At 70.9% G+C, this 22,332-nt stretch carries 23 protein-coding genes; 6 read left to right on the top strand and 17 right to left on the bottom strand.

Going from position 1 to position 22,332, the window contains the following annotated elements; genetic code table 11:
- Positions 1–8: 8 nt before the first annotated feature.
- The 6 genes from MTO99_RS14090 to MTO99_RS14115 all read right to left on the bottom strand — a co-directional run bounded on the left by MTO99_RS14090 (position 9) and on the right by MTO99_RS14115 (position 4,900).
- The gene (locus MTO99_RS14090) at positions 9–1,022 is read right to left on the bottom strand and encodes an ABC transporter permease (RefSeq protein WP_243554267.1); all 1,014 of its coding nucleotides are present in this window, start codon (positions 1,020–1,022) and stop codon (positions 9–11) included.
- Positions 1,023–1,086: 64 nt separating this feature from the next.
- On the bottom strand, positions 1,087–1,491 hold the full coding sequence (locus MTO99_RS14095; RefSeq protein ID WP_243554268.1) for a RidA family protein: 405 nt from the start codon (positions 1,489–1,491) through the stop codon (positions 1,087–1,089).
- The gene (locus MTO99_RS14100; RefSeq protein WP_243554269.1) at positions 1,488–2,348 is read right to left on the bottom strand and encodes a fumarylacetoacetate hydrolase family protein; all 861 of its coding nucleotides are present in this window, start codon (positions 2,346–2,348) and stop codon (positions 1,488–1,490) included. The genes MTO99_RS14095 and MTO99_RS14100 overlap by 4 nt, the downstream gene beginning before the upstream one ends.
- Complete coding sequence (locus tag MTO99_RS14105; RefSeq protein WP_243554270.1) at positions 2,345–2,815, bottom strand: nuclear transport factor 2 family protein; 471 nt, start codon at positions 2,813–2,815, stop codon at positions 2,345–2,347. The genes MTO99_RS14100 and MTO99_RS14105 overlap by 4 nt, the downstream gene beginning before the upstream one ends.
- A complete protein-coding gene (locus MTO99_RS14110; protein WP_243554271.1) occupies positions 2,808–4,115 on the bottom strand; it encodes an FAD-dependent monooxygenase in 1,308 nt (435 codons plus the stop codon). The genes MTO99_RS14105 and MTO99_RS14110 overlap by 8 nt, the downstream gene beginning before the upstream one ends.
- Before the next feature lie 17 nt (positions 4,116–4,132).
- Positions 4,133–4,900, bottom strand: a complete 768-nt coding sequence (locus MTO99_RS14115) for a dienelactone hydrolase family protein (protein ID WP_243554272.1) — start codon at positions 4,898–4,900, stop codon at positions 4,133–4,135.
- Positions 4,901–5,051: 151 nt separating this feature from the next.
- Here MTO99_RS14115 and MTO99_RS14120 point away from each other — a divergent pair, with 151 nt between their 5' ends.
- The 4 genes from MTO99_RS14120 to MTO99_RS14135 all read left to right on the top strand — a co-directional run bounded on the left by MTO99_RS14120 (position 5,052) and on the right by MTO99_RS14135 (position 8,171).
- Positions 5,052–6,107, top strand: coding sequence for an amidohydrolase family protein (locus tag MTO99_RS14120; RefSeq protein ID WP_243554273.1), 1,056 nt, complete (start codon positions 5,052–5,054; stop codon positions 6,105–6,107).
- An 86-nt stretch (positions 6,108–6,193) separates the two neighbouring features.
- Positions 6,194–6,544, top strand: coding sequence for a DUF2200 domain-containing protein (locus MTO99_RS14125; RefSeq protein ID WP_243554274.1), 351 nt, complete (start codon positions 6,194–6,196; stop codon positions 6,542–6,544).
- A gap of 31 nt (positions 6,545–6,575) precedes the next feature.
- Entirely contained in the window at positions 6,576–6,959 is a 384-nt protein-coding gene (locus MTO99_RS14130) for a Rid family detoxifying hydrolase (RefSeq protein ID WP_243554275.1), read from the top strand.
- Positions 6,960–7,049: 90 nt separating this feature from the next.
- Complete coding sequence (locus MTO99_RS14135; protein ID WP_243554276.1) at positions 7,050–8,171, top strand: magnesium and cobalt transport protein CorA; 1,122 nt, start codon at positions 7,050–7,052, stop codon at positions 8,169–8,171.
- A 14-nt stretch (positions 8,172–8,185) separates the two neighbouring features.
- Here the strand turns inward: MTO99_RS14135 and MTO99_RS14140 are convergent, their stop codons facing one another.
- Together MTO99_RS14140 and MTO99_RS14145 are read right to left on the bottom strand one after the other, a co-directional pair.
- Entirely contained in the window at positions 8,186–8,584 is a 399-nt protein-coding gene (locus MTO99_RS14140; protein WP_243554277.1) for a hypothetical protein, read from the bottom strand.
- Between the two features lie 72 nt (positions 8,585–8,656).
- Positions 8,657–8,935, bottom strand: coding sequence for a hypothetical protein (locus MTO99_RS14145; protein WP_243554278.1), 279 nt, complete (start codon positions 8,933–8,935; stop codon positions 8,657–8,659).
- A gap of 166 nt (positions 8,936–9,101) precedes the next feature.
- Here MTO99_RS14145 and MTO99_RS14150 point away from each other — a divergent pair, with 166 nt between their 5' ends.
- Positions 9,102–11,987 carry an ATP-binding protein gene (locus MTO99_RS14150; protein ID WP_243554279.1) on the top strand — a complete coding sequence of 962 codons (2,886 nt, stop codon included), beginning with the start codon at positions 9,102–9,104 and terminating at the stop codon, positions 11,985–11,987.
- Positions 11,988–12,017: 30 nt separating this feature from the next.
- On the opposite strand, the gene MTO99_RS14155 is transcribed toward MTO99_RS14150, so the two are convergent.
- From MTO99_RS14155 to MTO99_RS14180, 6 genes are all read right to left on the bottom strand, one after another.
- Positions 12,018–12,290, bottom strand: coding sequence for a nickel-binding protein (locus MTO99_RS14155; RefSeq protein ID WP_243554280.1), 273 nt, complete (start codon positions 12,288–12,290; stop codon positions 12,018–12,020).
- A 107-nt stretch (positions 12,291–12,397) separates the two neighbouring features.
- Positions 12,398–12,781 carry an SHOCT domain-containing protein gene (locus tag MTO99_RS14160; protein ID WP_243554281.1) on the bottom strand — a complete coding sequence of 128 codons (384 nt, stop codon included), beginning with the start codon at positions 12,779–12,781 and terminating at the stop codon, positions 12,398–12,400.
- Between the two features lie 28 nt (positions 12,782–12,809).
- Positions 12,810–13,640 (bottom strand): DUF2306 domain-containing protein, encoded by an 831-nt coding sequence (locus MTO99_RS14165; protein WP_243554282.1) that lies wholly within the window; start codon positions 13,638–13,640, stop codon positions 12,810–12,812.
- Positions 13,641–13,720: 80 nt separating this feature from the next.
- Positions 13,721–14,560 (bottom strand): class II glutamine amidotransferase, encoded by an 840-nt coding sequence (locus MTO99_RS14170; protein ID WP_243554283.1) that lies wholly within the window; start codon positions 14,558–14,560, stop codon positions 13,721–13,723.
- Positions 14,561–14,587: 27 nt separating this feature from the next.
- Positions 14,588–15,952 carry a serine hydrolase domain-containing protein gene (locus MTO99_RS14175; protein ID WP_243554284.1) on the bottom strand — a complete coding sequence of 455 codons (1,365 nt, stop codon included), beginning with the start codon at positions 15,950–15,952 and terminating at the stop codon, positions 14,588–14,590.
- A 48-nt stretch (positions 15,953–16,000) separates the two neighbouring features.
- Positions 16,001–17,323 (bottom strand): ATP-dependent DNA helicase, encoded by a 1,323-nt coding sequence (locus MTO99_RS14180; RefSeq protein WP_243554285.1) that lies wholly within the window; start codon positions 17,321–17,323, stop codon positions 16,001–16,003.
- 140 nt (positions 17,324–17,463) lie between these two features.
- On the opposite strand from MTO99_RS14180, the gene MTO99_RS14185 reads away from it, so the two are divergent.
- The gene (locus MTO99_RS14185; RefSeq protein WP_243554286.1) at positions 17,464–18,510 is read left to right on the top strand and encodes a hypothetical protein; all 1,047 of its coding nucleotides are present in this window, start codon (positions 17,464–17,466) and stop codon (positions 18,508–18,510) included.
- Between the two features lie 10 nt (positions 18,511–18,520).
- Here MTO99_RS14185 and MTO99_RS14190 read toward each other — a convergent pair whose 3' ends face one another.
- The 3 genes from MTO99_RS14190 to MTO99_RS14200 all read right to left on the bottom strand — a co-directional run bounded on the left by MTO99_RS14190 (position 18,521) and on the right by MTO99_RS14200 (position 22,328).
- Positions 18,521–20,485, bottom strand: coding sequence for a bifunctional copper resistance protein CopD/cytochrome c oxidase assembly protein (locus MTO99_RS14190; RefSeq protein WP_243554287.1), 1,965 nt, complete (start codon positions 20,483–20,485; stop codon positions 18,521–18,523).
- 122 nt (positions 20,486–20,607) lie between these two features.
- Positions 20,608–20,895 carry an HU family DNA-binding protein gene (locus tag MTO99_RS14195; protein ID WP_149160606.1) on the bottom strand — a complete coding sequence of 96 codons (288 nt, stop codon included), beginning with the start codon at positions 20,893–20,895 and terminating at the stop codon, positions 20,608–20,610.
- Positions 20,896–21,092: 197 nt separating this feature from the next.
- Complete coding sequence (locus tag MTO99_RS14200; RefSeq protein WP_243554288.1) at positions 21,093–22,328, bottom strand: arginine deiminase; 1,236 nt, start codon at positions 22,326–22,328, stop codon at positions 21,093–21,095.
- Positions 22,329–22,332 lie beyond the last annotated feature (4 nt).

Genomic DNA, 22,332 nt, shown 5'->3' on the forward strand with positions numbered 1-22,332 from the left:
CCCCCGGGCTACCTCGCCCGGCGGTGGAGGATCGTGGAGATCGTGACGGCGATGACGAGCACACCGCCGTAGAAGATGTTCGAGATGGCGGGGCTCGCGCCGAGGAACTTCAGGCCGAGCACGCCGGTCGCGAGGAAGTAGACCGCGACGAGGGTGCCGAGCGGGTTGAAGCGCCCGGGCTGGAAGATCGCGGTGCCGAGGAACGTCGCCGCGAACATGGGCAGCAGGTAGGTCTGCGAGGTCATGGCCTCGGCGCCGCCGAAGTAGGCGGCCGAGAGCACGCCGCCGATGCCGGCGATGAGTCCGGCGAAGGTGAAGGCGCCGACGCGGATGCGGTTCACCCGGACGCCCGCGAGCCGGCTGACCTCGCGGTTCTCGCCGACGAACCGCATGTTGCGCCCGAGCGGGGTGAACTGCAGCAGGTAGGCGAAGACGAGCATGAGCGCGACCGCGAGGTAGAACGTGATCGGCAGCCCGCCGATGCGGGTGGTCGCGACGCTGGAGAACTCGGGGGGCAGGCCGCTCACCGGCTGCAGGTTGCTCACCCAGCTGGCGATGCCGAGCAGCACGGTGCCCATGCCCAGGGTGACCACGATGGTGTTCACGCCGACTCGGACGACGAGCAGACCGTTGATGATGCCGGCGAGCGTCGACACGGCGATCGCCACGAGTGCGGCGATCCAGACGTTCCATCCGTGCGTGACGTTCAGCACGACCACGAGGATGGCTGCGAGCCCGAAGTTCGAGGCGACGGACATGTCGACGAACTCGCCGACGATGATCGTGCAGAGCAGCGCGGCCGAGAGGAAGACCAGGTCGGATTGGCCGCCGAAGATGGAGCCCCAGGTGCCGGGGTGGAACATGTTCTGCGGGCGCAGCACCATGAACAGCCCGATGAGGAGGATCCACACGGCGATCACGGCGAAGCGTGAGGATGCCCAGCCGAACCACGAGTGGGGTTCGGCCTCCCGTGCCGCGGCGACCGCCACGGTCTCGTTGGGAATCGTCTTGGTGTCGGTCATCGCGGGTCCATCCTCCATTGGATCGTGTGCGACATCATATGCGATATCTCGCTGGATTGTTCGGTCATCGCCGATGCTCTCGCGCATCCGCCGCGAGCACGGCCACGACGTCGCACTGCACGAGTGCCCCGCGGTCGAGTCGGGCGGCCATCACCTGGCGTGCGGGCCGGTCGGCCGGGTCGGGGAACATGGCGACCCACTCGCGGTTGATCGCGGTGCGGTCGCGGAGCTCGGACACCCAGAAGGTCAGCTTCACGATGTCGCCGGTGCCGCCGCCGGCGGCGGCCATCAGCTCCCTGATGCGCTCGAACACGACGGCGACCTGCTCGTCGAGCCCCTCCGGGATCTCCTTCGTGCGCGGGTCGCGCGCGGTGAGCACGCCCGAGTACAGGTACGGCCCGATCCGGGATGCCACGGGCACCGGGTTCTCGTGCGCGAACGACTCGAGGTGGATGCTGGTGCGGGTCATGGCAGCACCTCGTCGACGACGCGGTTCTCGATCGCGCCGAGCCCTTCGATCTCGGCGCGCACGACGTCGCCGGCCTTCAGGAACCGGCCGGTCGGCGCGCCGATGCCGGCGGGTGTACCGGTGGCGAGGAGGTCGCCCGGCATGAGCGTCATGACCGTCGACAGATACTCGATCTGCTCGTAGACGTCGTAGATCATGTCGTTCGTGCGGAAGTCCTGCCGCACCTCGCCGTTCACGGTCAGCCGCATGGCGAGATCGAGCGGGTCGTCGATCTCGTCGTCGGTCGTGAGCCACGGGCCGATGGGGCCGTGCGTGTCGAACGACTTGCCCAGCGTGAACGTGGGCGAGCGCTTCTGCAGCCAGTCGCGCACCGAGACGTCGTTCGCGACGAGGTAGCCGGCGATGAACGAGCGCGCATCGGCGGCGCGCACGTGCCGGGCGGGCCGGCCGATGACCACGCCGAGCTCGATCTCGTAGTCGAGCTGGTCGCTCACCGCGGGCTTCACGATGTCGGCGTGCGGGCCCACGATGCAGGAGACCTGCTTGTTGAACCACAGCTGGCTCGTGGGCGTCGGGATGCCGGCCTGGCGCGCCTCTTCGGCGTGCTCCTTGTAGTTCATGCCGATGCCGAGGTATTTCTGCGGCGCGTCGATCGGCGCCTCCAGCACGACCTCGGCGAGCGCGTGGCGCGGGCCGTCGGCGGCTCGGATCGCGGGCGCGAGTTCGGCCAGGTCGGGCAGGATGCTCCGCAGCGACGTGCCGACGCCCGGCACCGCCGACACGTCGACGAGGGTGTCGCCGTCGACGCGGCCGATGCGGGCGGATCCGTCGCCGACGCGGAATCGGGCGAGCCTCATCGCGCCGCCTCCTCGGTGTTCGCGCTCTGCGCGGCCGACGCGGCCTGCTCGGACGGGAGCTTGCCCCAGACCTCCTCGCCGAGCGGCGTGAGCTGGAAGTTCAGGAACCGCCAGTCGTCGCCGTCGCGGACGAGCACCTGCGTGACGACGCCGCGCTGGGTGCGGGCGGAGCCGTCGGGGTTGCGCAGTTCGTTCACGATGGGGCCGGTCGCGATGGCGAGGTCGCCGACGACCCGGATCGCGAGCTCGCCGCGCTCGATCGACAGGTACGCGCGGCGGGTGCCGACGTGTTCGAGCAGCATCCGCTTGTCGTGCACGACGCCGGGCGCGTGGATGTGCACGAGCCGGTCGTCGAAGATGCGGGCGAGGGTGTCGAGGTCGCCGTCGATGAGGGCCGCCTGTCGGGCGGCCTCGACGGCCAGGATCGCGGTGCGCTCGTCGGGGGTGGCGTCGCGGATGTCACTCATGGACGCCCCCGGCCTCGCTGCCGCCGACCCGCACCCCGTCGACCTGCCAGGTGCGGAAGCCCGTCGCCTCGCCGGCCTCGTGGCCGGGGCGCGGGGCGCCGACGAGCGCGTGGTACTTCGAGAAGATGGCGTCGGCCTCGGCCAGCGGCAGCACGGCTTCGATGTCATCGAACGGCTTGCCGTCGGTGCGCTCGGCGACGATCCGCCTGATGACCTCGTACCCCTCGCCGCGCATGTTGTCGGCGATGCGGTTCACGATCTCGCGCCGGTCGGCGTCGTAGGCGGCGAACGCGTCGCGCGGGTCGCCGTGCTGCGTGAGGTGCTCGGCGAGGACGCGGGCGTCGAGCATCGCCTGCGTGATGCCGTTGCCGCCGCGGGGGTACATGGCGTGCGCGGCGTCGCCGAGCAGCACGACGCGGCCGTCGACCCAGCTATCGAGCGGGAAGTGGCGGATGAGCGGGAAGAGGTAGACCTCGCGCGCGTCGCGGATCAGCTGCTGCACGTCGAGGAAGGGCAGTTCGAGGGTGTCGAACGCGGGGATGATCTGTTCGGGGTCGGCGACCTGGTTCCAGTCCTCGACGGTCTCTTCGCCGTTCGTCTCGACCACCCAGTTGATGAGGTCGAGACCGGTTCCCTCGAAGTTCTCGGCGATCGGGTACACGATCATCGTCGACACCCGCGGGTCGCCGAGGTGCAGGATGGTGTGCCCGCCGCGGATGGGCTCGCGCAGCGTCGTGCCGCGCCACATCGTGATGCCCGAGAACTCGGGCTCGGCCTGCTGGGGGTGCATCTGGCGGCGGACGGCCGACTTGATCCCGTCTGCGGCGATGACGGCGTCGTGGCGCACCTGTTCGGTGCGGCCGTCCCGGTGCTCGAGGTCGAGCGTCACGCCGTCGGCGTCCTGCGCGTAGGCGGCGACGCGCGCGCCGAGGACGACCGATTCGGCGCCGAGGCGCTCGAGCACCGTGCGGAACAGCAGCATCTGGAGGATGCCCCGGTGCACGAAGCGCTGCTCGTGCAGGTAGCCCATGTGCACGCCGCACTTCTCGGCGTAGATCTCCTGGCCGTAGTGGTTGAAGAAGATCGAGTCCTCGGCGTCGACCGAGATCGCGCGGAACTCGTCGAGCAGGCCGAGGTCGTCGAGTTCGCGGGTGCCGACCGTCTTGATGTCGACGCCGACGCCGAGCGGCTTCAGCTCGGGCACGGTCTCGTAGATCGTGGGCCGGAACCCGGCCTGGTGCAGACGCAGTGCGGTGACGAGCCCGCCGGGCCCGGCGCCGATGATGGCGATATCGGTCATGGATGTCCCTGCTTCTCTTACGCGCCGGTGGACGACGACTTCGGGGCCTCGGCGAACAGCTCGCCGAGGAAGCTGACGGTGCGGGCCCATGCTCGGGCGGCGCTGCGGGCGTCGTAGGCCGCACCCGGCATGCCGAGGGCATCGGCCTTCGGGTTGGTGAAGGCGTGCTGCGCACCGCTGTAGAGGTCGAACTCCCAGTCGATGCCCGCGTCGGTGAGCCCCGCCTTGATCGGCTGCCAGTGCCGGGGTGCGGCCATCGGGTCGGCGGCGCCGGTGCAGAGCAGCACGCTCGCCGTGCTCGTCGCGGCCGACCAGTCGCCGGCGACGAGGTCGAGGCCGCCGTGGATGCTGACGGCTCCGGCGACGTCGCCACCGGTGCGCACGTACTCGAGGGCGGATGACCCGCCGACGCAGTATCCGACGACGGCGATGCGCGCGGCGTCGACTTCGGGCTGAGCGGCGGCGGCCAGGTGGGCGGCGCGGATGCGCGACATCCATTCGTCCCGGTCGCCGGCCATCGACCCGATCAGCCGGCCGATCTGCTCGCCCGTGGTCGGCTGGAACCGCTCGCCCCACACGTCGGCGGCGAACACCGTGTAGCCGAGGGCGGCGTAGCGCTCGGCGAGCGCGACGAGGTCGGCGGTGAGCCCGAAGGCGTCGTGGACGAGCAGGATGCCAGGGCGCGCGCCGACGGCATCCCCGGCGCGGGCACCGGCCAGGAGGCATCCGAGCATGCGGGTGTCCGCGTGCCGGTACGCGATGTCGCGGGTGATCGTGTGGGCCATGCGCCGTCGTTTCTGCTGAGGTGGATCGGGACTCCTCGAGTCGACGACGTGCGCTCGACCCTGAGGCGTGACATGATCCTACATGGAATCACACACGATTTAGAACGCGATTCGATTTCCCCGCGATGACGCGAGACAGGAGCACCAGACCATGACGGTCGTCGACATCAACATCCACCACCTGCCCGAGGACCTCTTCAGCAACGAGGCCATCCTGCGCGGCTTCCTCGACAGCGCGCCGCGCGGCTTCGGCGAGATCGCCCGCGTCATCGAGATGGAGAGCGGCAAGCAGCAGCTCGTGCTCGAGAAGCCGAAGGGCTACCAGAACCTCAACTACGTCGACGGCGACTACTCCGCCGAGGCGAAGCTCGCCGCGATGGACGAAGCCGGCGTCGACTACGGCATCATGCGCGTGCCGGTGTGGCAGGAGTGGCTGCCGCTCGAGACCTGCAAGGCGGTCAACGACAACGCCGCCGACATCGTCGCGCGGTCGGGCGGCCGCCTGTTCTCGACCGCCTGCGTGCCGCCGTGGGGTGACAAGCAGAGCATCTACGAACTCGAGCGCTGCGTGAAGGAGCTCGGCGTCGTCGGCGTGCAGCTCGCCTGCCACTACGGGCAGCTCTACCTCGACGACGAGGCGTTCGACCCGTACCTCAAGGTGCTGAACGACCTCGAGATCCCGGTGATCGTGCACCACACGCCGCTGCCCGTCGAGTGGAAGTCGGTCATCGACTACACGAACCTCCGCCGCGAGTACGGCCGGATCATCGACCAGGGCATCGCCGTCGGCCGCGAGCTGTTCAGCGGCATGTTCGACAAGTACCCCAACCTGCGGTTCATCCACACCATGCTCGGCGGCAACTGGTTCGCCAACACCGCGCTGCTCACCCCACACGCCTCCCCCAAGAAGGAGGCGATGCAGCGGCTCGAGTCGACCGGCGGCGAGAAGATCCAGCAGTACCTGCGCGAGAACATCTTCTTCGACCTCACCCACCCGCACTCCTGGGGCAAGACGCAGGTCGAGGCGGCGCTCGAGATCAACGGCGCCGACCACTACCTGTTCGGCTCGTCGTTCCCCGTGTTCTACAGCTGGATGGGCCAGGGCGTCGAGTTCGTGCAGAACGAGCTCGAGATCAGCGACGCCGACCGCGAACTCGTGCTCGCCGGCAACGCCAAGCGGCTGTTCGACCTGCCGATCGAGCTCTGATCCGCGAAGGTGCGGCGCTCCCGCGTGCCTCGTACGCTGGGAGCGTCGCACCGTTCGGCGCGGCGGAGTCCACGGAGGGGACGACGATGGCGCGCAACATCTTCCGCCTGAGCTTCGCGAGCATCTACCCGCTCTACGTCGAGAAGGTCGAGCGCAAGCAGCGCACCCGTGAGGAGCTCGACGAGGTCATCGAGTGGCTCACCGGCTACGACGAGGCCGGCCTCCAGCGCGTCATCGCCGACGGGGTCGACCTCGAGACCTTCTTCGAGCAGGCGCCCGCGTTCAATCCGAACGCGTCGCTCATCACGGGCGTGATCTGCGGCGTGCGGGTCGAGCAGATCGAAGACCCGCTGATGCAGAAGGTCCGCTACCTCGACAAGCTCGTCGACGAGGTCGCCCGCGGAAAGAAGATGACGTCGATCCTGCGCACCGCGTAACACCGCCGGTGCGTGCGGCTAAGGTCGGCCTATGACCCGCTCGCACATCATCGCGGTGGATGCTCCAGCCGCCGTCGGCCCGTACTCGCACGCGATGACCGCCGGAGAGGTCGTGTTCCTGTCGGGGCAGACGCCGATCGTTCCGGCGACCGGCGCCCTCGTCGAGGGCGACGTCACGGCGCAGGCTCGTCAGGTGTTCGCGAACCTCGGGGCGGTGCTCGCCGCTGCCGGTCTCGGCTTCGCCGACGCGGTGAAGGTGAACGTGTTCCTCACCGACATGGACGACTTCGCGGCGATGAACGCGGTCTACGAGACCGTCTTCCCCCAGCCGTTCCCGGCCCGCACGACGGTGGCCGTCGCGGGCCTGCCGCTCGGAGCGCGGATCGAGATCGAGCTCACCGCGCTGCGCCGCTGACCGCCTTCCTCACTACACTCGACGGCGAACCCACCTCACCCGCGGCCGCCGCGACGGTCGTGTGTGCCACGACTCGAGAGGGGGCATCCGATGGCCCAGCGCCGAAGCGAATCGACCCCGTTCCGCCGGCTCGACCCCCTGCGCCGCCGCACCGGCGCGCCCAGGCCGGACACCGCGACCGAACCGCAGCCGCCGAAGCTGATGCGCTACGTGACCGCCGGTGAGGCGACGCACGCCCCGGCGAGTGCGAGCGTCGCCGACGGGCTCGAGTTCGCCGACGCGGCGCCCGACCATCTGACGATCTTCTTCTACCCGTCGCCCACCCCCGCCGCGGTGCGCGAGTTCGCCGACGCCTGGGAGCTGCACCCGCTGCTGGTCGAGGACCTGCTGCACGCGGGGCAGCGGCCGAAGCTCGAGCGCTACGGCGACGTGCTCTTCCTGGTGGTGCGGTCGGCGCGGTACATCGACGAAGACGAGGAGGTCGACTTCGCCGAGTTCCACATCGTCGTGGGGCAGCGCGCGGTCGCCCTGTTCTGTCAGGACAGGCGCTGGATCGACGGCACCGACGGCACGTCGTTCGACGACGAGGAGCTCACCGGCAACGATCGCCGCGAGCGCACGCTCACCGACGAGCACCTGCTGCAGCTCGGGCCCGAGGCGGTGGTCTACCGCCTGCTCGACGAGATCGTCGACGGGTACGCCCCCGTGCTCAAGGGCATCGCGATCGACAAGGAGCAGATCGAGCGCCAGGTGTTCAGCGGCGACCCCGCGGTCGCCGAGCGCATCTACCGGCTGAGCCAAGAGGTCATCGACATGCAGCACACGACGGCGTCGCTGACCGAGGTGCTCGACCGGCTGCGCGGCGGCTTCGGCAAGTACGGCATCCCCGACGAGCTCCAGGCGTACCTGCAGGATGTCTCGGATCACCTCGCCCGCGCGAACGCGCAGGTCGCCGAGTACCGCGACGCGCTGTCGCAGATCCTGAGCGTGAACTCGACGCTGGTCGCGCAGCGGCAGAACGAGGACATGAAGAAGATCTCGGGCTGGGCGGCGATCCTGTTCGCGCCGACGCTGATCGCCGCGATCTACGGCATGAACTTCGACTGGATGCCCGAACTGCACTGGGCGTTCGGGTACCCGTTGGCGCTGGCGCTGATGGTCGGCTTCGCGCTGGTGCTGTACTGGATCTTCAAGCGCAGCAAGTGGATGTAGCGGCGCCGGCCGTCTCAGAAGAGCGAGTACACCGCGCCCTGGAGCGCCCCGACCCCCACCTCGACGACGACGACCGCGCCGATCGCGGTGCCGGCGGCGGCGAAGCCGCGCGGTGCCCCGCGGCGCACCAGGCCGACGATGCCCAGCACCACGGCGACGAGCGCGAGCAGGAATCCGACCGTCGAGGTCGCGAACGACGCCACCTGGTAGACGCCGTACGCGCCGTCGGCCGCGAGGATCGCGGGAACGCTCAGCCCGAACCCGACGCCTACGAGCTTGGATGCCACGCCGACGATGAAAGCGGCGATGCCGACGACGTTGCGCGGGCGGGCCGGCGCCGTGCCGTACGGTGACGGCGCGGGGTTCGGTGACGGCGCGGGGGCGGACGGGGACAGGGGGGCGGATTCGGTCATCCAGTCAGGATGCCGCATCCGCACGCGCGGTGGCCAGCCCGTCCGCCGGGCCGGCCGCCGCGCGACGGCGGCTCACTCCGCCACGTACTGCTCGCGGAACAGTCGGCCGAGGTTCATCGAGTCGTCGACCTCGGTGTCGACGGCCGGAGCCTGCTGCGGTGCGCGGCTCGCGCAGACGCCTTCGGGTGCCCGCTCGCGGATGTACGACGGGCCGCTGCATGCGCCCGTGTTGTAGACGACCTCGCGGTTCGCGCCGCCCTGCTTCGCCGACGGCGCGGTCGACCCGCAGCCGGCGAGCAGCAGGCCCGCCACCGCGAGCGGCACCGCCCAGACGGCCCTTCGTGCGTTCATGATGTCCCCCAGACGATCGACGTGGATGTCGACCGTTCGCGACGCTACGCAGCACCCGGATGCCCCGCATGACGAGGGTTGCCCATCTTGCGCGCACGGGTTCCCGGGCACCGGATAGGCAATTCCGACCATTCGGCGAACCGGCCGCGGGCGCTAACGTGGAGCCATGCGGACCGGTTCCGCGCTCGCACTGCCGTCGACTTGGACGACACCCGGCATCCCGCCCATCGTGGCCCGACGCGCCGAGTTGCGCGCCCTCCGCGCCGCGCTCGACGCGGCGATCGGGGGCGACGGCCGAGCCGTGTTCGTGACCGGTGAACCGGGCGGCGGCAAGTCGCGCCTGCTCGTCGCCATCGGGCTCGAGGCGCACGCGCGGGGTGCGACCGTGCTGACCGGGACCTGCATCGAAGAGCTCGGCCGACCGCTCGAGCCGTTCGACACGGCGATCCAGCAGCTGCTGCGGCTGCCCGTCGCCCCGGGTGGATCGGCCGACGCCGTCGCCGCACTGGAGAGCGCCTTCGGGCCCTCGGGCGACGCGCGGGCGATCGGTCGCGAGCAGTTGTACGACGCCGTCGTCGATGCGGTGCGCGACGCGGCTGCGCGGAACCCGCTCGTCGTCGTCCTCGACGACCTGCACTGGGCCGGCGCCGACGCGGTGCGGCTGCTCGAGCGGCTGGCGATCGGCATCGCCGACGCGCCCGTGCTGGTGGTCGCCGCCAGTCGGTCCGCCCCGCCCGATCGGTCGGCCGCGCTGGTCGGGGCGGTCGGTCGGGTCGCACGCCTGGCCCACGTGAGCCGGATCGCCCTCGCACCGTTCACGCACGACGAGCTGATCGAATACCTGGGCGAACGTGCCGGGCTCCCGCCCGATCGTGCTGCGGGCCCGGCGCGCGCGCTGCGCACGATCACGGGCGGCAACCCGTTCCTCGTCGGCGAGGCGTGGCCCCGGCTGCTCGCCGCGATGGAGACCGGCGAACCCGCGTTCGAGATGCCCGAGACGAGCGCCGACCTGCTGCGACCGCGCATCGCGATGCTCGACGGCGACGCCCTCGCCGTGCTGCAGGTCGCCGCGGTGAGCGGGCACACCGTCGACCCGGCCGAACTCCTCGCCACCGTCGAGGCGCCGCGCGAGGTCGCGCTGCGCGCGCTCGACGACATCGTTCGAGCCGGGTTGCTCGAACGGCACGCCGACGACTCGGGTTACGCGTTCCCGCACGCGATCGCCCGGCAGGCCGTGCTCGACCTCGTGCCGCCCTCGGAGGCGATGCGCCTGCACGCGCGCATCGCCGAGACGCTCGAGGCACGCTTCCCCTCGGCTCCCCGGCTGGTGCAGCGACTCGCGCACCACTACGACGCCGCCCGCGCGCTCGGGTACGGCGACCTCGCGGTGACCTACCTCATCCGCGCCGCGGAGTCCGCGGATCGGCGCCTCGCGCATCAGCAGTCGGCGGCGTTGCTCGAGCGGGCCTCCGCGGTCACGTCGCGCAGCGACGAGGCCGACCGGCTGCGGGCGCGGGCCGCACGCAGCTGGGGCCTCGCCGCCGACTTCGCGCGGGCACGCGCGCTCCACGAGCTCAACCTCGAGTCGGCGGATCCGCGTACGCGCGTGCGCGCGGCGATCGGCTTCGAGGACGCGTCGTGGCGGCCCGGGCTGATCGGCGTTCGGGCGGCGGAACTGCTCGGGGCGGCGCTGGCCGGCATCGACGCCGACGTGCGCGACCCGCTCTACATCGAGGCGCTCGCGAGCCGCGGGCGCGCACTGGCGTTCACCGGCGACGTCGACGGCGGCGCCGCGGACGGCGATCTCGCCATCCGCCTCGCACGTGCGATCGGCGACGAGCGCACGCTCGCATCGACGCTGCGGGCGCGCATCGCCCAGCCCGACCGCATCGGAGAGCTCCGCGAGCGGCTCGATCAGGCCGAGGAGCTCGCCCGGCTCGCGACCGGCGTCGACGAGGACTGGGCCGGTGCCGCGGGCATGGCCGGAGCGCACACGGCCTACGTGCTCGGTGACGCCGAGCACCTCGCGGCCGCTGAGCGGAGGCTGGCCGAGTCGAGTCTGCGCTGGAGCGCGTACTGGCGGTACTGGCACGCCTGCGCCGGCTTCGGTCGCGCGTTCTCGGAGGCGCGGTTCGAACTCGCCGCCGCGCGGCTCGCCGAGCTGGAGGCGATCGAGGCCGACTTCCGATCGGATGCCTCGTCGGCGGTGTCGGCCACGCAGACGTTCATGCTCCGGCGCGAGACGGGCCGGCTCGGGCCGGCGCTGCGGCTGCTCACCGGCGACGAATCGCCTGCGGCGAACTGGGCGCCCGGCCTGATGGCGCTCTACGTCGAGGCCGGGATGCTCGACGCGGCGCGCCGGGTCCTGCACTGGCTGCTCGAGCACGACGCTCCCGCGCGGCATGTCTCCACCGATTGGCCCGGACGCCTCGCCCTCATGGCCGAGGCGGCGCTCGGGTGCCGCGACGTCGACGCGGCGCGCGCGATCCGCCCGCTCATGGCCGAGTTCGCGGGCTGCAACCTGCTGCTCGGGTTCTTCGTCGCGCCGTTCGGGCCCGCCGACCGGTATCTCGGCGAGCTCGACGCGTTCACCGGCGATGCCGACCCAGGCGCGCACTTCGTCGCCGCGATCGAGCTGGCCGAACGCATCGGGGCGTCGCTGCACCTGGCCTACTCGCTCGCCGCCTCGGCGGAATGGTCGCGTGCGACCGGCGACCGCGCCACCGCGTCGAAGCTGACGGCCCGAGCCCGTCGGCTCGCCGGCGAACGGATGACCCGCCTGCTCGCGATCCTCGACGCGGCACCCGAGGCGGTGGAGTCGGTCGACGCCGCACCCGAGGCATCCGACGATCTCGGTGACGGCCCGCTCACGCACCGCGAGACCGAGGTGCTCCGGCTCGTGGCCGACGGACTCAGCAACCGCGAGATCGCCCGCCGGCTGGTGATCAGCGAGCACACTGCGGCCAACCACGTGCGGAGCATCCTCATGAAGACGGGCATGCCGAACCGCACGAGTGCGGCGCGCTACGCGCGCGAGCGCGGGCTGGTCTGAGCCCGACCGCCCGACCGCCCCGCGCTCCGGCTACTCGACCGCCGCGAGCACGCCCGTCGGCATCACTCGGCCGTCGACCTCGGTGATGACGTCGTACGGCATGCCGGCACGCTCCGCGGCCGCGATGATCGCCTCGGCCGATGCCGCCTCGTAGAGGCAGTAGGTGCGTCGGCGATCGACGGACAGGAACGAGTACACCCAGCGCACGTCCTCCTCATCGTTGATGAGGTTGATGCCGGGCGCCGCCTCGATCGGCGGATCGAGCTGCTCGACGAAGTTGCGTTCGATGATGTAGAAGGGCACGGTGCCTCCCGGGATGGGAGTAGTGGATTCCCGGTGGGATCGTACTCCCGGCCGCCGCAGACCGCACTCGATCGTGGTCGCATGGGTGCCGGCCGCCCGCCGGCCGACTAGAACTTCGAGCCGAGCGCCTTCGCCTTGATCGCCTCGAACTCGCCCGGCGTGATCGTGCCCGCGTCGCGCAGCGCGGCCGCCTTCGCGATCTCGTCGGCCGGGTTCTGGAACGACTGCGAACGGATGGCCGCGACATCCTCATCGGGGTACTCGACCTGCTGGCGCGCCCAGCGCTGCGACAGGCCGCCCCCGCGGGCGATGAGGTACACCAGCCCGGTGAGGAACGGCACGAACAGCAGGAAGAGCAGCCAGAGCGCCTTCCACCACCCGTTCAGCGAGCGGTCGCGGAAGATGTCGATGATGATGAAGATGATCACGCACAGGTACGCCGCGTAGACGAAGACCCAGAACATCCACCAGAACCAGTCCCAGACGTTCATCGCGTGCTCCCCCCTCGTCGCACCGCCCTCAGCGGGAGCCTATCGCCGCGGACGCCCGGCGGCGAGGCTGCGACACGCGCGCGACCGGCGCGGATGCCACGACGTACGACGGCAGCCCGCGGCGCCGGATCAACCACTCGGCGACCACGACGTTCGGCAGCCAGCACAGGAACGGCACCGCTGCGTAGGCGTTCGCGAACGACGCGTCGAAGTCGAACCCGCCCTCCCCCGCGAACGGGATCTGCAGCACCAGCAGCGCGGGGACCCACAGTCGCAGCATCACGGCCGAGTACGTGAAGGCGAAGTTGCGCATCATCCAGGCGCGGTGGTTCGCGACATCCCCGCGTCGGATCGCGCGATAGCCGCGCCATCCGCTCACGAGCCAGAGCACCGCGAGCGCGCCGAAGCCGAAGAAGCCGACGAGGCCCGCCTGGCTGAAGGGCGCGATCGCCAGGCCCGCGAGGCCGCCCACCCCGACGGCGCCCAGGTAGGCGCGGCCGACCCAGCGGTGCAGTCGGGGCATCCGGTCGCGGAGGCCGCGCCAGAACTGCAGCGGGCCGGTGACCAGCGCGAACCCGCCGAACACGATGTGCACGGAGAAGGCGACCTGCACGAACGCGGGCTGCCCGTCGTAGTGGCCGGCCAGACCGGTGCCCGCCTCGCCGAGTTCGCGCAGCGATGCCGTCAGGTAGGGCGTCACCGCGAACGCGGCGATGCCGATGGACGAGAGCAGCACCCAGGCCCAGCCGATGCGAGCGCCGGGCGACGGTCGCGCGACGGTCGCGGCTCCTTCATGAACGGATGCTCCGGTGGCGGATGTCCCGGTGGCGGATGTCTCGGGTGTCGATGCGGTGGGCATGCCCCGCACGGTAGCGACGCGGGGGCATCGCCCGTCATGGGGCTATCCCCCCTTCCGCCCGGGGGCAGCCACCGTGCCGTTCAGCCCGCCAGAAACGGCTCCTGCCGGAAATCGCCGCCGGGGCCGATGACCACGAGGGTCGCCTCCGGCACCTCGACGAACGCCCCGGGCAGGTCGGTGAGCGGCTCCGACACGACCACGCGCGCGGTCGGACCGAACGTGTCGAGCCGCTCGAAGTCGGGGTACAGCTCGCGCAGCGACGGGATGTCGATCGAGTGGAACAGCGAGCGCGAGCGCCCCGAGCTGGAGTAGCGGAACGCCCAGATCGTCGAGCCGTCGGTGACCGCGACCGTGCCCTGCATCGGGTCGGGAACGCGGTGCGCCCGGCCGGCGGCCTCGACCCGGCGGATGGCCCGACCCACCGCGGCGACCGGATCCTGTTCGAGCCCGTACGTGAGCGCGAGATGGAACAGCACCTCGGAGTCGGTGGTGCCGCGGATCAGCGGGAACAGCTCGGGGTCGACCTCGAGCATCAGATCGCGCCGGTACCGGTGGAACTCGGCGAGCGCGCCGTTGTGCATGAACAGCCAGCGGCCGTGCCGGAACGGGTGGCAGTTCGTCTGCTGGATCGGCGGCCCGGCGGCCGCGCGCACATGCGCGAAGAACAGCTCGGTCTCGATCGCCTGGGTGAGCTCGCGCAGGTTCTCGTCCCACCAGGCGGGCTCGATGCTGCGGAACAGCGCCGGGCTGCCGGCCGCGTCGGCGCCCATCGGGTACCAGCCGAGCCCGAAGCCGTCGCCGTTCACCGTTTCGGCGCCGAGCGGCGAGTTCAGCGACTGCGCGACGAGCGAGTGCGCGGTGTCGAGCACCAGCGACGACGGATGCAGGGATTCACCCGAATACGCCAACCACCTGCACATCGTGCACCTCGATTCGGCCGGGCCGGTTCAGCCCTCGGCGGGCGGTTCCTCGGCGGGCGGTTCCTCGGCCGGCGGTTCTTCGACGGGCGCCTCCGGCGCGGTCTCGATCGGGCATCTCGCGAGCGCGTGCAGCTGCTCGGTGGCCTGCTCGGCCGACCACGGCAGCTCGATGAGGGGGCGTTCCTCGTCGGCCACGGGCGTCGCCTTCGAGCCCAGCGAGGCGAACGCGAACGCCGCTTCGCGCACGAACGCGGCACCCGAGGTGGAGTTGTTCAGGACGATCACCACGGTGAGCCCGCTCTTCGGGTCGGTCAGACCTGCCGTGAGCATGCCCGGCGATTCGCTCACGACCCCGCGCATGGGGCCGTACTGCATGCCGCCGATGCCCTGCGTCTGCCAGGCGGGCGCGTCGGCGGAGGTGGGAGTCGTCGTCCACTGCTGCTGTTCGACGTGCTCGCCGACCAGCGCACCGGTCGCGAACGCCTCGTTCAGCCGGGCGGCGTCGGCGAGGGTGGACACCGCGCCGGCGGCTTCGCCGCCGATCGAGCTCGACTGCCGCGAGACATCCGCCCTGGCCGCGCAGTCGGGTGACCCGTCGCCGCCCGGGAGCGCCGCGTACGCACCGAGCGTGCCCTCGGCGACCTGCGCCGTGGGCGACGGCAGCGAGGTGTGCGACAGCCCGAGCGGGCCGAGCACGTACTCGGCGGCGAGGTCGTTCCAGCTGCGATGCGTCGCGCGCTCGGCGGCGAGCGCGGCGAGCAGGATGTTGGTTCGCGAAGGCGACCAGGTCTGGCCGGGCGCTCCGACCCGGTCGGATGCCAGCGACGACGCGATGAGCTCGCCCTCGGGCCAGACCCGTTCGGGGTTCCGGAGGAAGTGCGGGCCCAGGGCCCGGGTGTAGTCGGTGAGGCCCGCGGTGTCGCGGCACAGCTGTTCGAGGGTGATGCCGTCGAGGCCGGGGATGTCCTCGACGTACTGCGACACCTCGTCGTCGAGGGCGAGCTGACCGGTCTCCGAGAGCCGCAGCAGCAGCAGGCACGTGATCTCGCCGGTCAGCCGCCCCATCCGGAACGGCGTCTCGGTGCTCACCGGCGCGGCGCCCTCGTCGAATCCGACCGTGCCGACCGCACCCGACCACTGCCCGGCCCACGGCGCCGACACGGTCGCGAGCCCGCCGCTCGCACCGGCGAGCGCGACCGTCTCGGTGAGCATCGCGTCGAGGCGGTCGGCGAGGTCGTCGGTGAACGCGGTCTCGACCCCGCCGAGACCCTCGGTGGGATCGACGGATCCCGTACAGCCCGAGAACGCGAGCGCCGTCACGACGCCCACGGCGGCCGCGGCCACGATGGCCCGCGCCGCTCGACGTCGACCGATGCCCAGACCTGCTGACACTCGAGCTCCCCCCAGCCGTGTGTGCAGCGATTCTAACCTGCGCCGTCGTTACGGCCGTGCCGCCTCCGCGGGCGGGCCGCCGATCGAGCGCACCGCACCCGACATGAACCGTTCGACGTTCGGGTCGACCATGATGTCGCTCGGCCGCAGCGGCCGGGTGAGGTACAGCCCCTCGAGCGACGTCAGCCGCGACAGGGCGACGTACGTCTGCCCCGGGCTGAACGCTCGCGGACCGAGGTCGACGATCGCGGTGTCGTAGCTCGCGCCCTGCGACTTGTGGATGGTGACGGCCCACGCGAGTCGCAGCGGGAACTGCGTGAACTCGGCCACGATGTCCTTCGTGAGCCGCTTGCCGACCGGGTCCCACGAGTAGCGGAACCGCTCCCAGATCGCCGGTTCGACCTCGTGCTCGTCGCCGTCGACCTCGACCTTCAGTTCGCCCTGCAGCGAGGTGACCGTGCCGATCGTGCCGTTCACCCACCGCGGACCGTCGCCGCGCACCTGCGTGTCGTTGCGCAGGAACATCACCTGCGCGCCCACCTTCAGCTCGAGCCGCTCATCGGCCGGGTACGCACGACCGCCGAAGTCGCCGTTGATCTCGGCCTCGTTCGCGACCGACTGGCCCGGCAGGCGGTGCAGCTGGGTGCGGTTGATGCGGTTCACCGTGCTGTTCGTGGTCGCGAGGGTGATGGCGCCCTGCTCGGGCAGCGGGCGGCGCGCGCCCGTCTCGTTCAGCACGCCCGCGATCTCGGCGGTCACCTGCCCGTGCCGCACCGCGTTCAGCATGTGCTTGAACGCGTCGTCGTGCTGGCGGTGCACCTCGCCGAGTTCGAAGATGCGCAGGTCGGCCTCCTGCCAGACCTTCGCGTCGAAGAACCACATCGACGCGTACGTGTCGGCGAAGTAGCGGCGCTCGTCGCCGTCGCCCGGCACCGGCGCCAGCTGGTACGGGTCGCCGAACAACACCACCTGCGAGCCGCCGAACGGCTCGGCCTTGCGCTGGCGCGCCTGGCGCAGCGACCGGTCCATCGCGTCCATCAGGTCGGCGTTCACCATCGACACCTCGTCGATGACGAGCGTGTCCATCGCGTTCAGGATCTTGCGCACCGCATCGTTCTGCTCGATGTCGTGGTCGGCGATGACCCCGATCGGCAGGCGGAACAGCGAGTGGATGGTCTGACCGCCCACGTTCAGCGCAGCGACCCCCGTCGGCGCGCAGATGACGATCTGTTTCTTCGTGCGCCAGTTCAGGTGGGTGAGCAGCGTCGACTTGCCGGTGCCCGCTCGGCCCGTCACGAAGACGTGGTCGCGGGTGTCCTCGATCGCCTGGAACACCGCCTGCTGCTCGGGCGTCAGGGTCACGTCGATCACGGGTCGGCTCTCGCTGGCTGCGGATGCATCGGGCGAAGCGGCATCCGCTCGAAGCGCGCCCGTCGGGCGCGGCTCCCACTGTAGCCGCGTGGCGAACGGATGCATCGGGCCAGACGCCGACCGGTGCATAGACTTGGCGCATGGGGAGCACGGCCGAGCGAAGCGCACGCGTGTCGCCGCTCTCGGTCGTCGGCTGGGTCGGCCTCGCCGCCCTGCTCGCGTCCGGGTTCTTGGCCGCCCTCGGCGGCCTCAACCAGACGCTGTACGGGGCATCCTCGTTCGTGACCCGCTATCTCGAGCTCATCGCCGACGACGACATCGCCCTCGCCGCCGCGACGCCCGGCGTCTCGCTCGACCAGGCCGACCTGGCCGCGCTCGGCCTGCCCGCCGACGTGTCGACCGCGTTGCTGCGCAGCACCGTGGTCAGCGCGGCGCCCGAGTCCGTGCAGATCACCGCCGACGTCGCCCACGAAGACGGGTCGCACACGGTGACGGCGAGCTACCGCCTCGGCACCGCGATCATCGACACCGAGTTCGAGGTGCGTCCGATCGCCCCGCTGTACGGGGTGCTCAACCGGTGGGAGTTCGCGGTGAGTCCGATGGCGGTCATCGACGTCACCGCCGCGCACAACCCGTTCTTCCAGGTCGGCGCGCTCAACCTCGACACCCGCGCGCGCAAGAGCGGCGACGACCTGACCGCGTTCAGCCAGACCGCGCCGTACCTCGCGATCGCTCCCGCCGTGTACGAGTTCTCGTACGAGAGCGCGCTGCTCATCGCCCAGACCGTCGAGCTGCCCGCCGAACCCTCCAGCCGCCCCTCCGTGACCGTCGACGCGCAGCCGACCCCCGAGTTCGTCTCCCGGGTGCAGACGCAGCTCGACGCCTACCTCGACGGCTGCGCGACGCAGCAGGTGCTGCAGCCGACGAGCTGCCCGTTCGGGGAGGAGATCTCCGACCGCGTGCTCTCGGCGCCGCAGTGGAGCATCGTCTCCTACCCGACCGTCACGTTGAGCGCGGGCGAGACGGCGTTCGAGATGCCCCCGACCCCGGGCGTCGCGCACCTGTCGGTCGAGGTGCAGTCCCTCTTCGACGGCGAAGTCCAGCAGCTCGAGACCGACGAGACGTTCCAGGTCGCGCTGGACGCGAGCATCCAGCCCGACGGGTCGATCTCGGTGCAGCTCAAGTAGCGGTCGTCGCCTACGCGTTGTCGCGGTCGGCGAGCGCGGCCAGCCGGGCGTTGTACTCGGCGAGCTCGGCATCGCCCGTGCGGTCGGCGTGCCGGTCGCGGCGCTTCGACTCCTTCTCGTCGCTGCGCGACCATTGGAACGCGACCGTGATCGCCAGCGCCACCGTCGGGATCTCGCCGATCGACCACGCGATCCCGCCGCCGAGCTGCTGGTCGACGAGCGCGTCGGTTCCCCAGCCCATCGCGCCGTACCAATCGGCGAGCAGCAGCCCGGTGCCCACCATGATCGCGAGGCCGAAGAACGCGTGGAACGCCATCGTGCCGAGCAGCAGCAGCAGCCGGAACGGGTACGGCAACCGGTACGGCACGGGGTCGATGCCGATGAGCGACTGCACGAACAGGTACCCGGTGATCAGGAAGTGCGCGATCATCCACTCGTGTCCGATGTGGTCGAGCATCGTCCAGCGGAACAGCGGCGAGTAGTAGAACACCCAGAGCGACCCGGCGAACAGCACCGCGGCCACGATCGGGTTCGCGATGAGCTGCGCGAACCTCGAGTGCACCGCGAGCAGGATCCACTCGCGGCCGCCGCGCGAGCCGTCCTTGCGAGCGTGGATCGCGCGCGCCGCGAGCGTGACCGGCGCGCCCGGCACGAGCAGCACCGGCACGGTCATGGTCAGCGCCATATGCCCCAGCATGTGCGCCGAGAACAGGTACGACTCGTACGCGTTCACCCCGCCGTTCGTGATGAACGCGAGCAGGAGCAGGCCCGCCACCCAGAGCACCGTGCGATAGATCGGCCAGTGGTCGCCGCGACGGCGCAGCCGGATGACACCCGCGAGGTAGAAGAAGATGCCGAACCCGCACGCGAAGAGCCAGATCAGGTCGGGGCGCCACTCGGTGAAGTACCGCCACCATTCGGGCCAGGGCGGCAGCGGTTCGCCGGTGAGCAGCTCGGCGGGCGTCGGCACCGTCGGGAGTTGCTCGGCGACCGGCGGCGCAGTGCGCCCGAGCGCGGCGGCCACGCCCGACGCGATGCCCATGAACGCGAGCTCCAGCACGACGAACGTCCAGAACGAGCGGGTCGCGGACGTCGCGCTCCGCGACATCCGGCCGATCAGCCAGCGGCGCTGCGCTGCGCCGAACAGCCCGAGCGCGACCAGCGCGACCGCCTTGGCGACCACGAGGGCACCGTACGGGGTCGCGAGATCGGGCCAGTCGCCGATGCGCAGCGCCGCGCTCGCGTACCCCGAGACCGCGACGACGATGAAGCAGACCAGCGCGGCGGTCGAGTACCGGGCGAGGACGACCGGCAGCCGATCGCGACCGAGGGCGCGCTGCAGCAGCACGATCGTGACGAGCCCGCCGAGCCAGACCGCGGCGAACACGAGGTGCAGCCCGAGCGCGGTGATCGCGGCGTCATGCCCCGCCGTGCCGGCGGCGTGGCCCTGCTGCGCCAGCGGCACGAGGCTCGCGACCGCCAGCACCGCGACGAACACCAGCGCGGTGTGGTTGCGCACCGCGAAGCACAGCACGGTGACGGCCGCCGCGACCAGCGTCGTGATCAGCCAGGCCTGCCCCAGTTCGATGGTCGAGATGAACTGACCGAGCTTGCGGCCGAACAGATCGTCGAACGCGAGCGATTCGCCGGTGACGTCGAGGAAGGTGATGAGGCCTGCGGCGCCGCTCGCGACGGTCATCACGGCTGCGGATGCTGCGGCCACGTCGAGGGCCGCATCGAACTCGGGATGCTTCGGGCTGAGCGCCCACACAGCCAGCGCCAGGGCGCCGATCATGCCGGCCGCGCCCAGGTTGACGAGCAGCTTGGCGACCGGCAGACCCCAGCGGACCACCGGACCGGGATCCTGGATCGCGAGCGGGTCGGCACCGCCGCCGACGACGAGTCCGCCGATCAGCGCGACGAGCGCGACGGCGAGCAGCACGGCAGGGCCGAGCACGCGGACGGAGCGGGGCACCGCAACAGCCTAGGCGAGCACCCTGAGAGCGGATGCCTCGGGGCCGGGGAACGGCGAAGGGCACCGGGGAACGGCGAAGGGCACCGGCCAACGGCCGGCGCCCTTCGCTCGCGGTGGTGGGACTACTTGGCAGCAGCCTTGAGCTTCGAGCCCGCCGAGACCTTGACCGAGTAGCCGGCCGGGATCTCGATGGTGGCGCCGGTCTGCGGGTTGCGGCCCGTGCGGGCGGCGCGGTGGGTGCGCTCGACGGCGAGCCAGCCCGGGATCGACACCTTGGTGCCCGAGCCGACGGCCTCACCGAGGGCGTCGAAGAGCCCGCCGAGCACGCTGTCGACGGTGGCCTGGCTCTGACCGGTCGACGCGGCGATCTTCGCGACGAGTTCGGTCTTGTTCAGCGACTTGTCAGCCATTGAGTGTCCTCCTCGGACGTTCGCTGTCTTCTGCAGCTGGTTCAGTGAAATGCATGGGAAACGATCGTCGAACCGCCCCCCTGGCCGATCAGGCCGCCTCGAATGTAGCACCGTTCCGCGGAATCACGCGGATTTCCGGGGCATTCGTGCACTTCGAGGCATCCGATCGGCCTTGACGACGACGCGTCGGGCCGCGCTCAGAACTCGACCGGCTGTCGCGAGATCGGGCAGGTCATGCAGTGCCCGCCGCCGCGTCCGCGCCCGAGCTCCGCCCCGACGATCGTGATCACCTCGACGCCGGCCTTGCGCAGCAGCGTGTTGACGTGCGTGTTGCGGTCGTAGGTGAAGACGACGCCGGGCTCCACCGCCACCGCGTTGTTGCCGCTGTCCCACTGCTGACGCTCCCCCGCGTACCATCCGCCGCCGGGCTCCACCGTGCGCAGCTTCGGCAGGCCGAGCGCGTGGGCGACCACGTCGACGAACGGATCCTTCTCGGCGGTCACCTCGACGCTGCCGTCGTCGGCGGGCCGCAGCGAGAACGTGTCGATGCCGTCGACGATGTCGGGGTAGTAGGTGACGAGGTCGCGGTCCGCGAACGTGAACACGGTGTCCAGGTGCATCGCGGCGCGCAGCTTCGGCATGCCGGCGACGATCACCCGCTCGGCCGCACCGGCATCGAACAACTTCGCCGCGACCTGGCTGATCGCCTGCCGCGAGGTGCGCTCGCTCATGCCGATCAGCACGGCGCCGTTGCCGATCGGCATGACGTCGCCGCCCTCGAGCGTGGCCTGGCCCCACTCCTCTTCGGGGTCGCCCCACCAGATCGTGTTGCCGACGAAGTCGGGGTGGTACTCGTAGATCGCCTTCATCAGCAGGGTCTCATCGTGCCGCGCCGGCCAGAAGAGCGGGTTCAGGGTCACGCCGCCGTAGATCCAGCAGGTCGTGTCCCGGGTGTAGATCGTGTTCGGCAGCGGCGGCATCAGGTAGTCGTTGACGCCTGCGTCGTCGCGGGTGAGCGCGAGGTACGACGACCGGAACTCCTCGGGCAGCTCGCGCGACGAGAGCCCGCCGATGAGCAGCTCGGCGAGCGGCGCGTCCCCGAGGCTCGCCAGGTAGGCGCGGGTGTCGTCGACGAGGCCGAGGCCGACCTCGTTGGCCGTGATCTTGCGGTCGAGCAGCCACTCCTTCGCACCCGGCACGGCCAGGGTCTGCGCCAGCAGGTCGTGCAGTTCGACCACCTCGACGCCGCGATCCTGCAGCTTCAGCACGAAGTCGTGGTGGTCGCGTTTGGCGTTCTGCACCCACAGCACGTCGTCGAAGAGCAGGTCGTCGTTGTTGCTGGGCGTCAGCCGCTCGTGGGCGAGGCCGGGTCGGCACACCAGCACCTTCTCGAGCTTGCCGACTTCGGAATGGACGCCGTACGTGTTCGACATGGAA

Source organism: Agromyces larvae (assembly GCF_022811705.1).
Taxonomy (GTDB): domain Bacteria; phylum Actinomycetota; class Actinomycetes; order Actinomycetales; family Microbacteriaceae; genus Agromyces; species Agromyces larvae.

Excerpts from the sequence above, each read along its gene's own strand:
- MTO99_RS14160 (WP_243554281.1), bottom strand. The coding sequence starts at position 12,781 with ATGAACGTCTGGGACTGGTTCTGGTGGATGTTCTGGGTCTTCGTCTAC.
- MTO99_RS14120 (WP_243554273.1), top strand. The coding sequence starts at position 5,052 with ATGACGGTCGTCGACATCAACATCCACCACCTGCCCGAGGACCTCTTC.
- MTO99_RS14140 (WP_243554277.1), bottom strand. The coding sequence starts at position 8,584 with ATGACCGAATCCGCCCCCCTGTCCCCGTCCGCCCCCGCGCCGTCACCG.
- MTO99_RS14125 (WP_243554274.1), top strand. The coding sequence starts at position 6,194 with ATGGCGCGCAACATCTTCCGCCTGAGCTTCGCGAGCATCTACCCGCTC.
- MTO99_RS14135 (WP_243554276.1), top strand. The coding sequence starts at position 7,050 with ATGGCCCAGCGCCGAAGCGAATCGACCCCGTTCCGCCGGCTCGACCCC.
- MTO99_RS14130 (WP_243554275.1), top strand. The coding sequence starts at position 6,576 with ATGACCCGCTCGCACATCATCGCGGTGGATGCTCCAGCCGCCGTCGGC.
- MTO99_RS14165 (WP_243554282.1), bottom strand. The coding sequence starts at position 13,640 with ATGCCCACCGCATCGACACCCGAGACATCCGCCACCGGGACATCCGCC.
- MTO99_RS14170 (WP_243554283.1), bottom strand. The coding sequence starts at position 14,560 with ATGTGCAGGTGGTTGGCGTATTCGGGTGAATCCCTGCATCCGTCGTCG.
- MTO99_RS14150 (WP_243554279.1), top strand. The coding sequence starts at position 9,102 with ATGCGGACCGGTTCCGCGCTCGCACTGCCGTCGACTTGGACGACACCC.
- MTO99_RS14185 (WP_243554286.1), top strand. The coding sequence starts at position 17,464 with ATGGGGAGCACGGCCGAGCGAAGCGCACGCGTGTCGCCGCTCTCGGTC.
- MTO99_RS14110 (WP_243554271.1), bottom strand. The coding sequence starts at position 4,115 with ATGACCGATATCGCCATCATCGGCGCCGGGCCCGGCGGGCTCGTCACC.
- MTO99_RS14145 (WP_243554278.1), bottom strand. The coding sequence starts at position 8,935 with ATGAACGCACGAAGGGCCGTCTGGGCGGTGCCGCTCGCGGTGGCGGGC.
- MTO99_RS14105 (WP_243554270.1), bottom strand. The coding sequence starts at position 2,815 with ATGAGTGACATCCGCGACGCCACCCCCGACGAGCGCACCGCGATCCTG.
- MTO99_RS14195 (WP_149160606.1), bottom strand. The coding sequence starts at position 20,895 with ATGGCTGACAAGTCGCTGAACAAGACCGAACTCGTCGCGAAGATCGCC.
- MTO99_RS14115 (WP_243554272.1), bottom strand. The coding sequence starts at position 4,900 with ATGGCCCACACGATCACCCGCGACATCGCGTACCGGCACGCGGACACC.
- MTO99_RS14090 (WP_243554267.1), bottom strand. The coding sequence starts at position 1,022 with ATGACCGACACCAAGACGATTCCCAACGAGACCGTGGCGGTCGCCGCG.
- MTO99_RS14200 (WP_243554288.1), bottom strand. The coding sequence starts at position 22,328 with ATGTCGAACACGTACGGCGTCCATTCCGAAGTCGGCAAGCTCGAGAAG.
- MTO99_RS14095 (WP_243554268.1), bottom strand. The coding sequence starts at position 1,491 with ATGACCCGCACCAGCATCCACCTCGAGTCGTTCGCGCACGAGAACCCG.
- MTO99_RS14100 (WP_243554269.1), bottom strand. The coding sequence starts at position 2,348 with ATGAGGCTCGCCCGATTCCGCGTCGGCGACGGATCCGCCCGCATCGGC.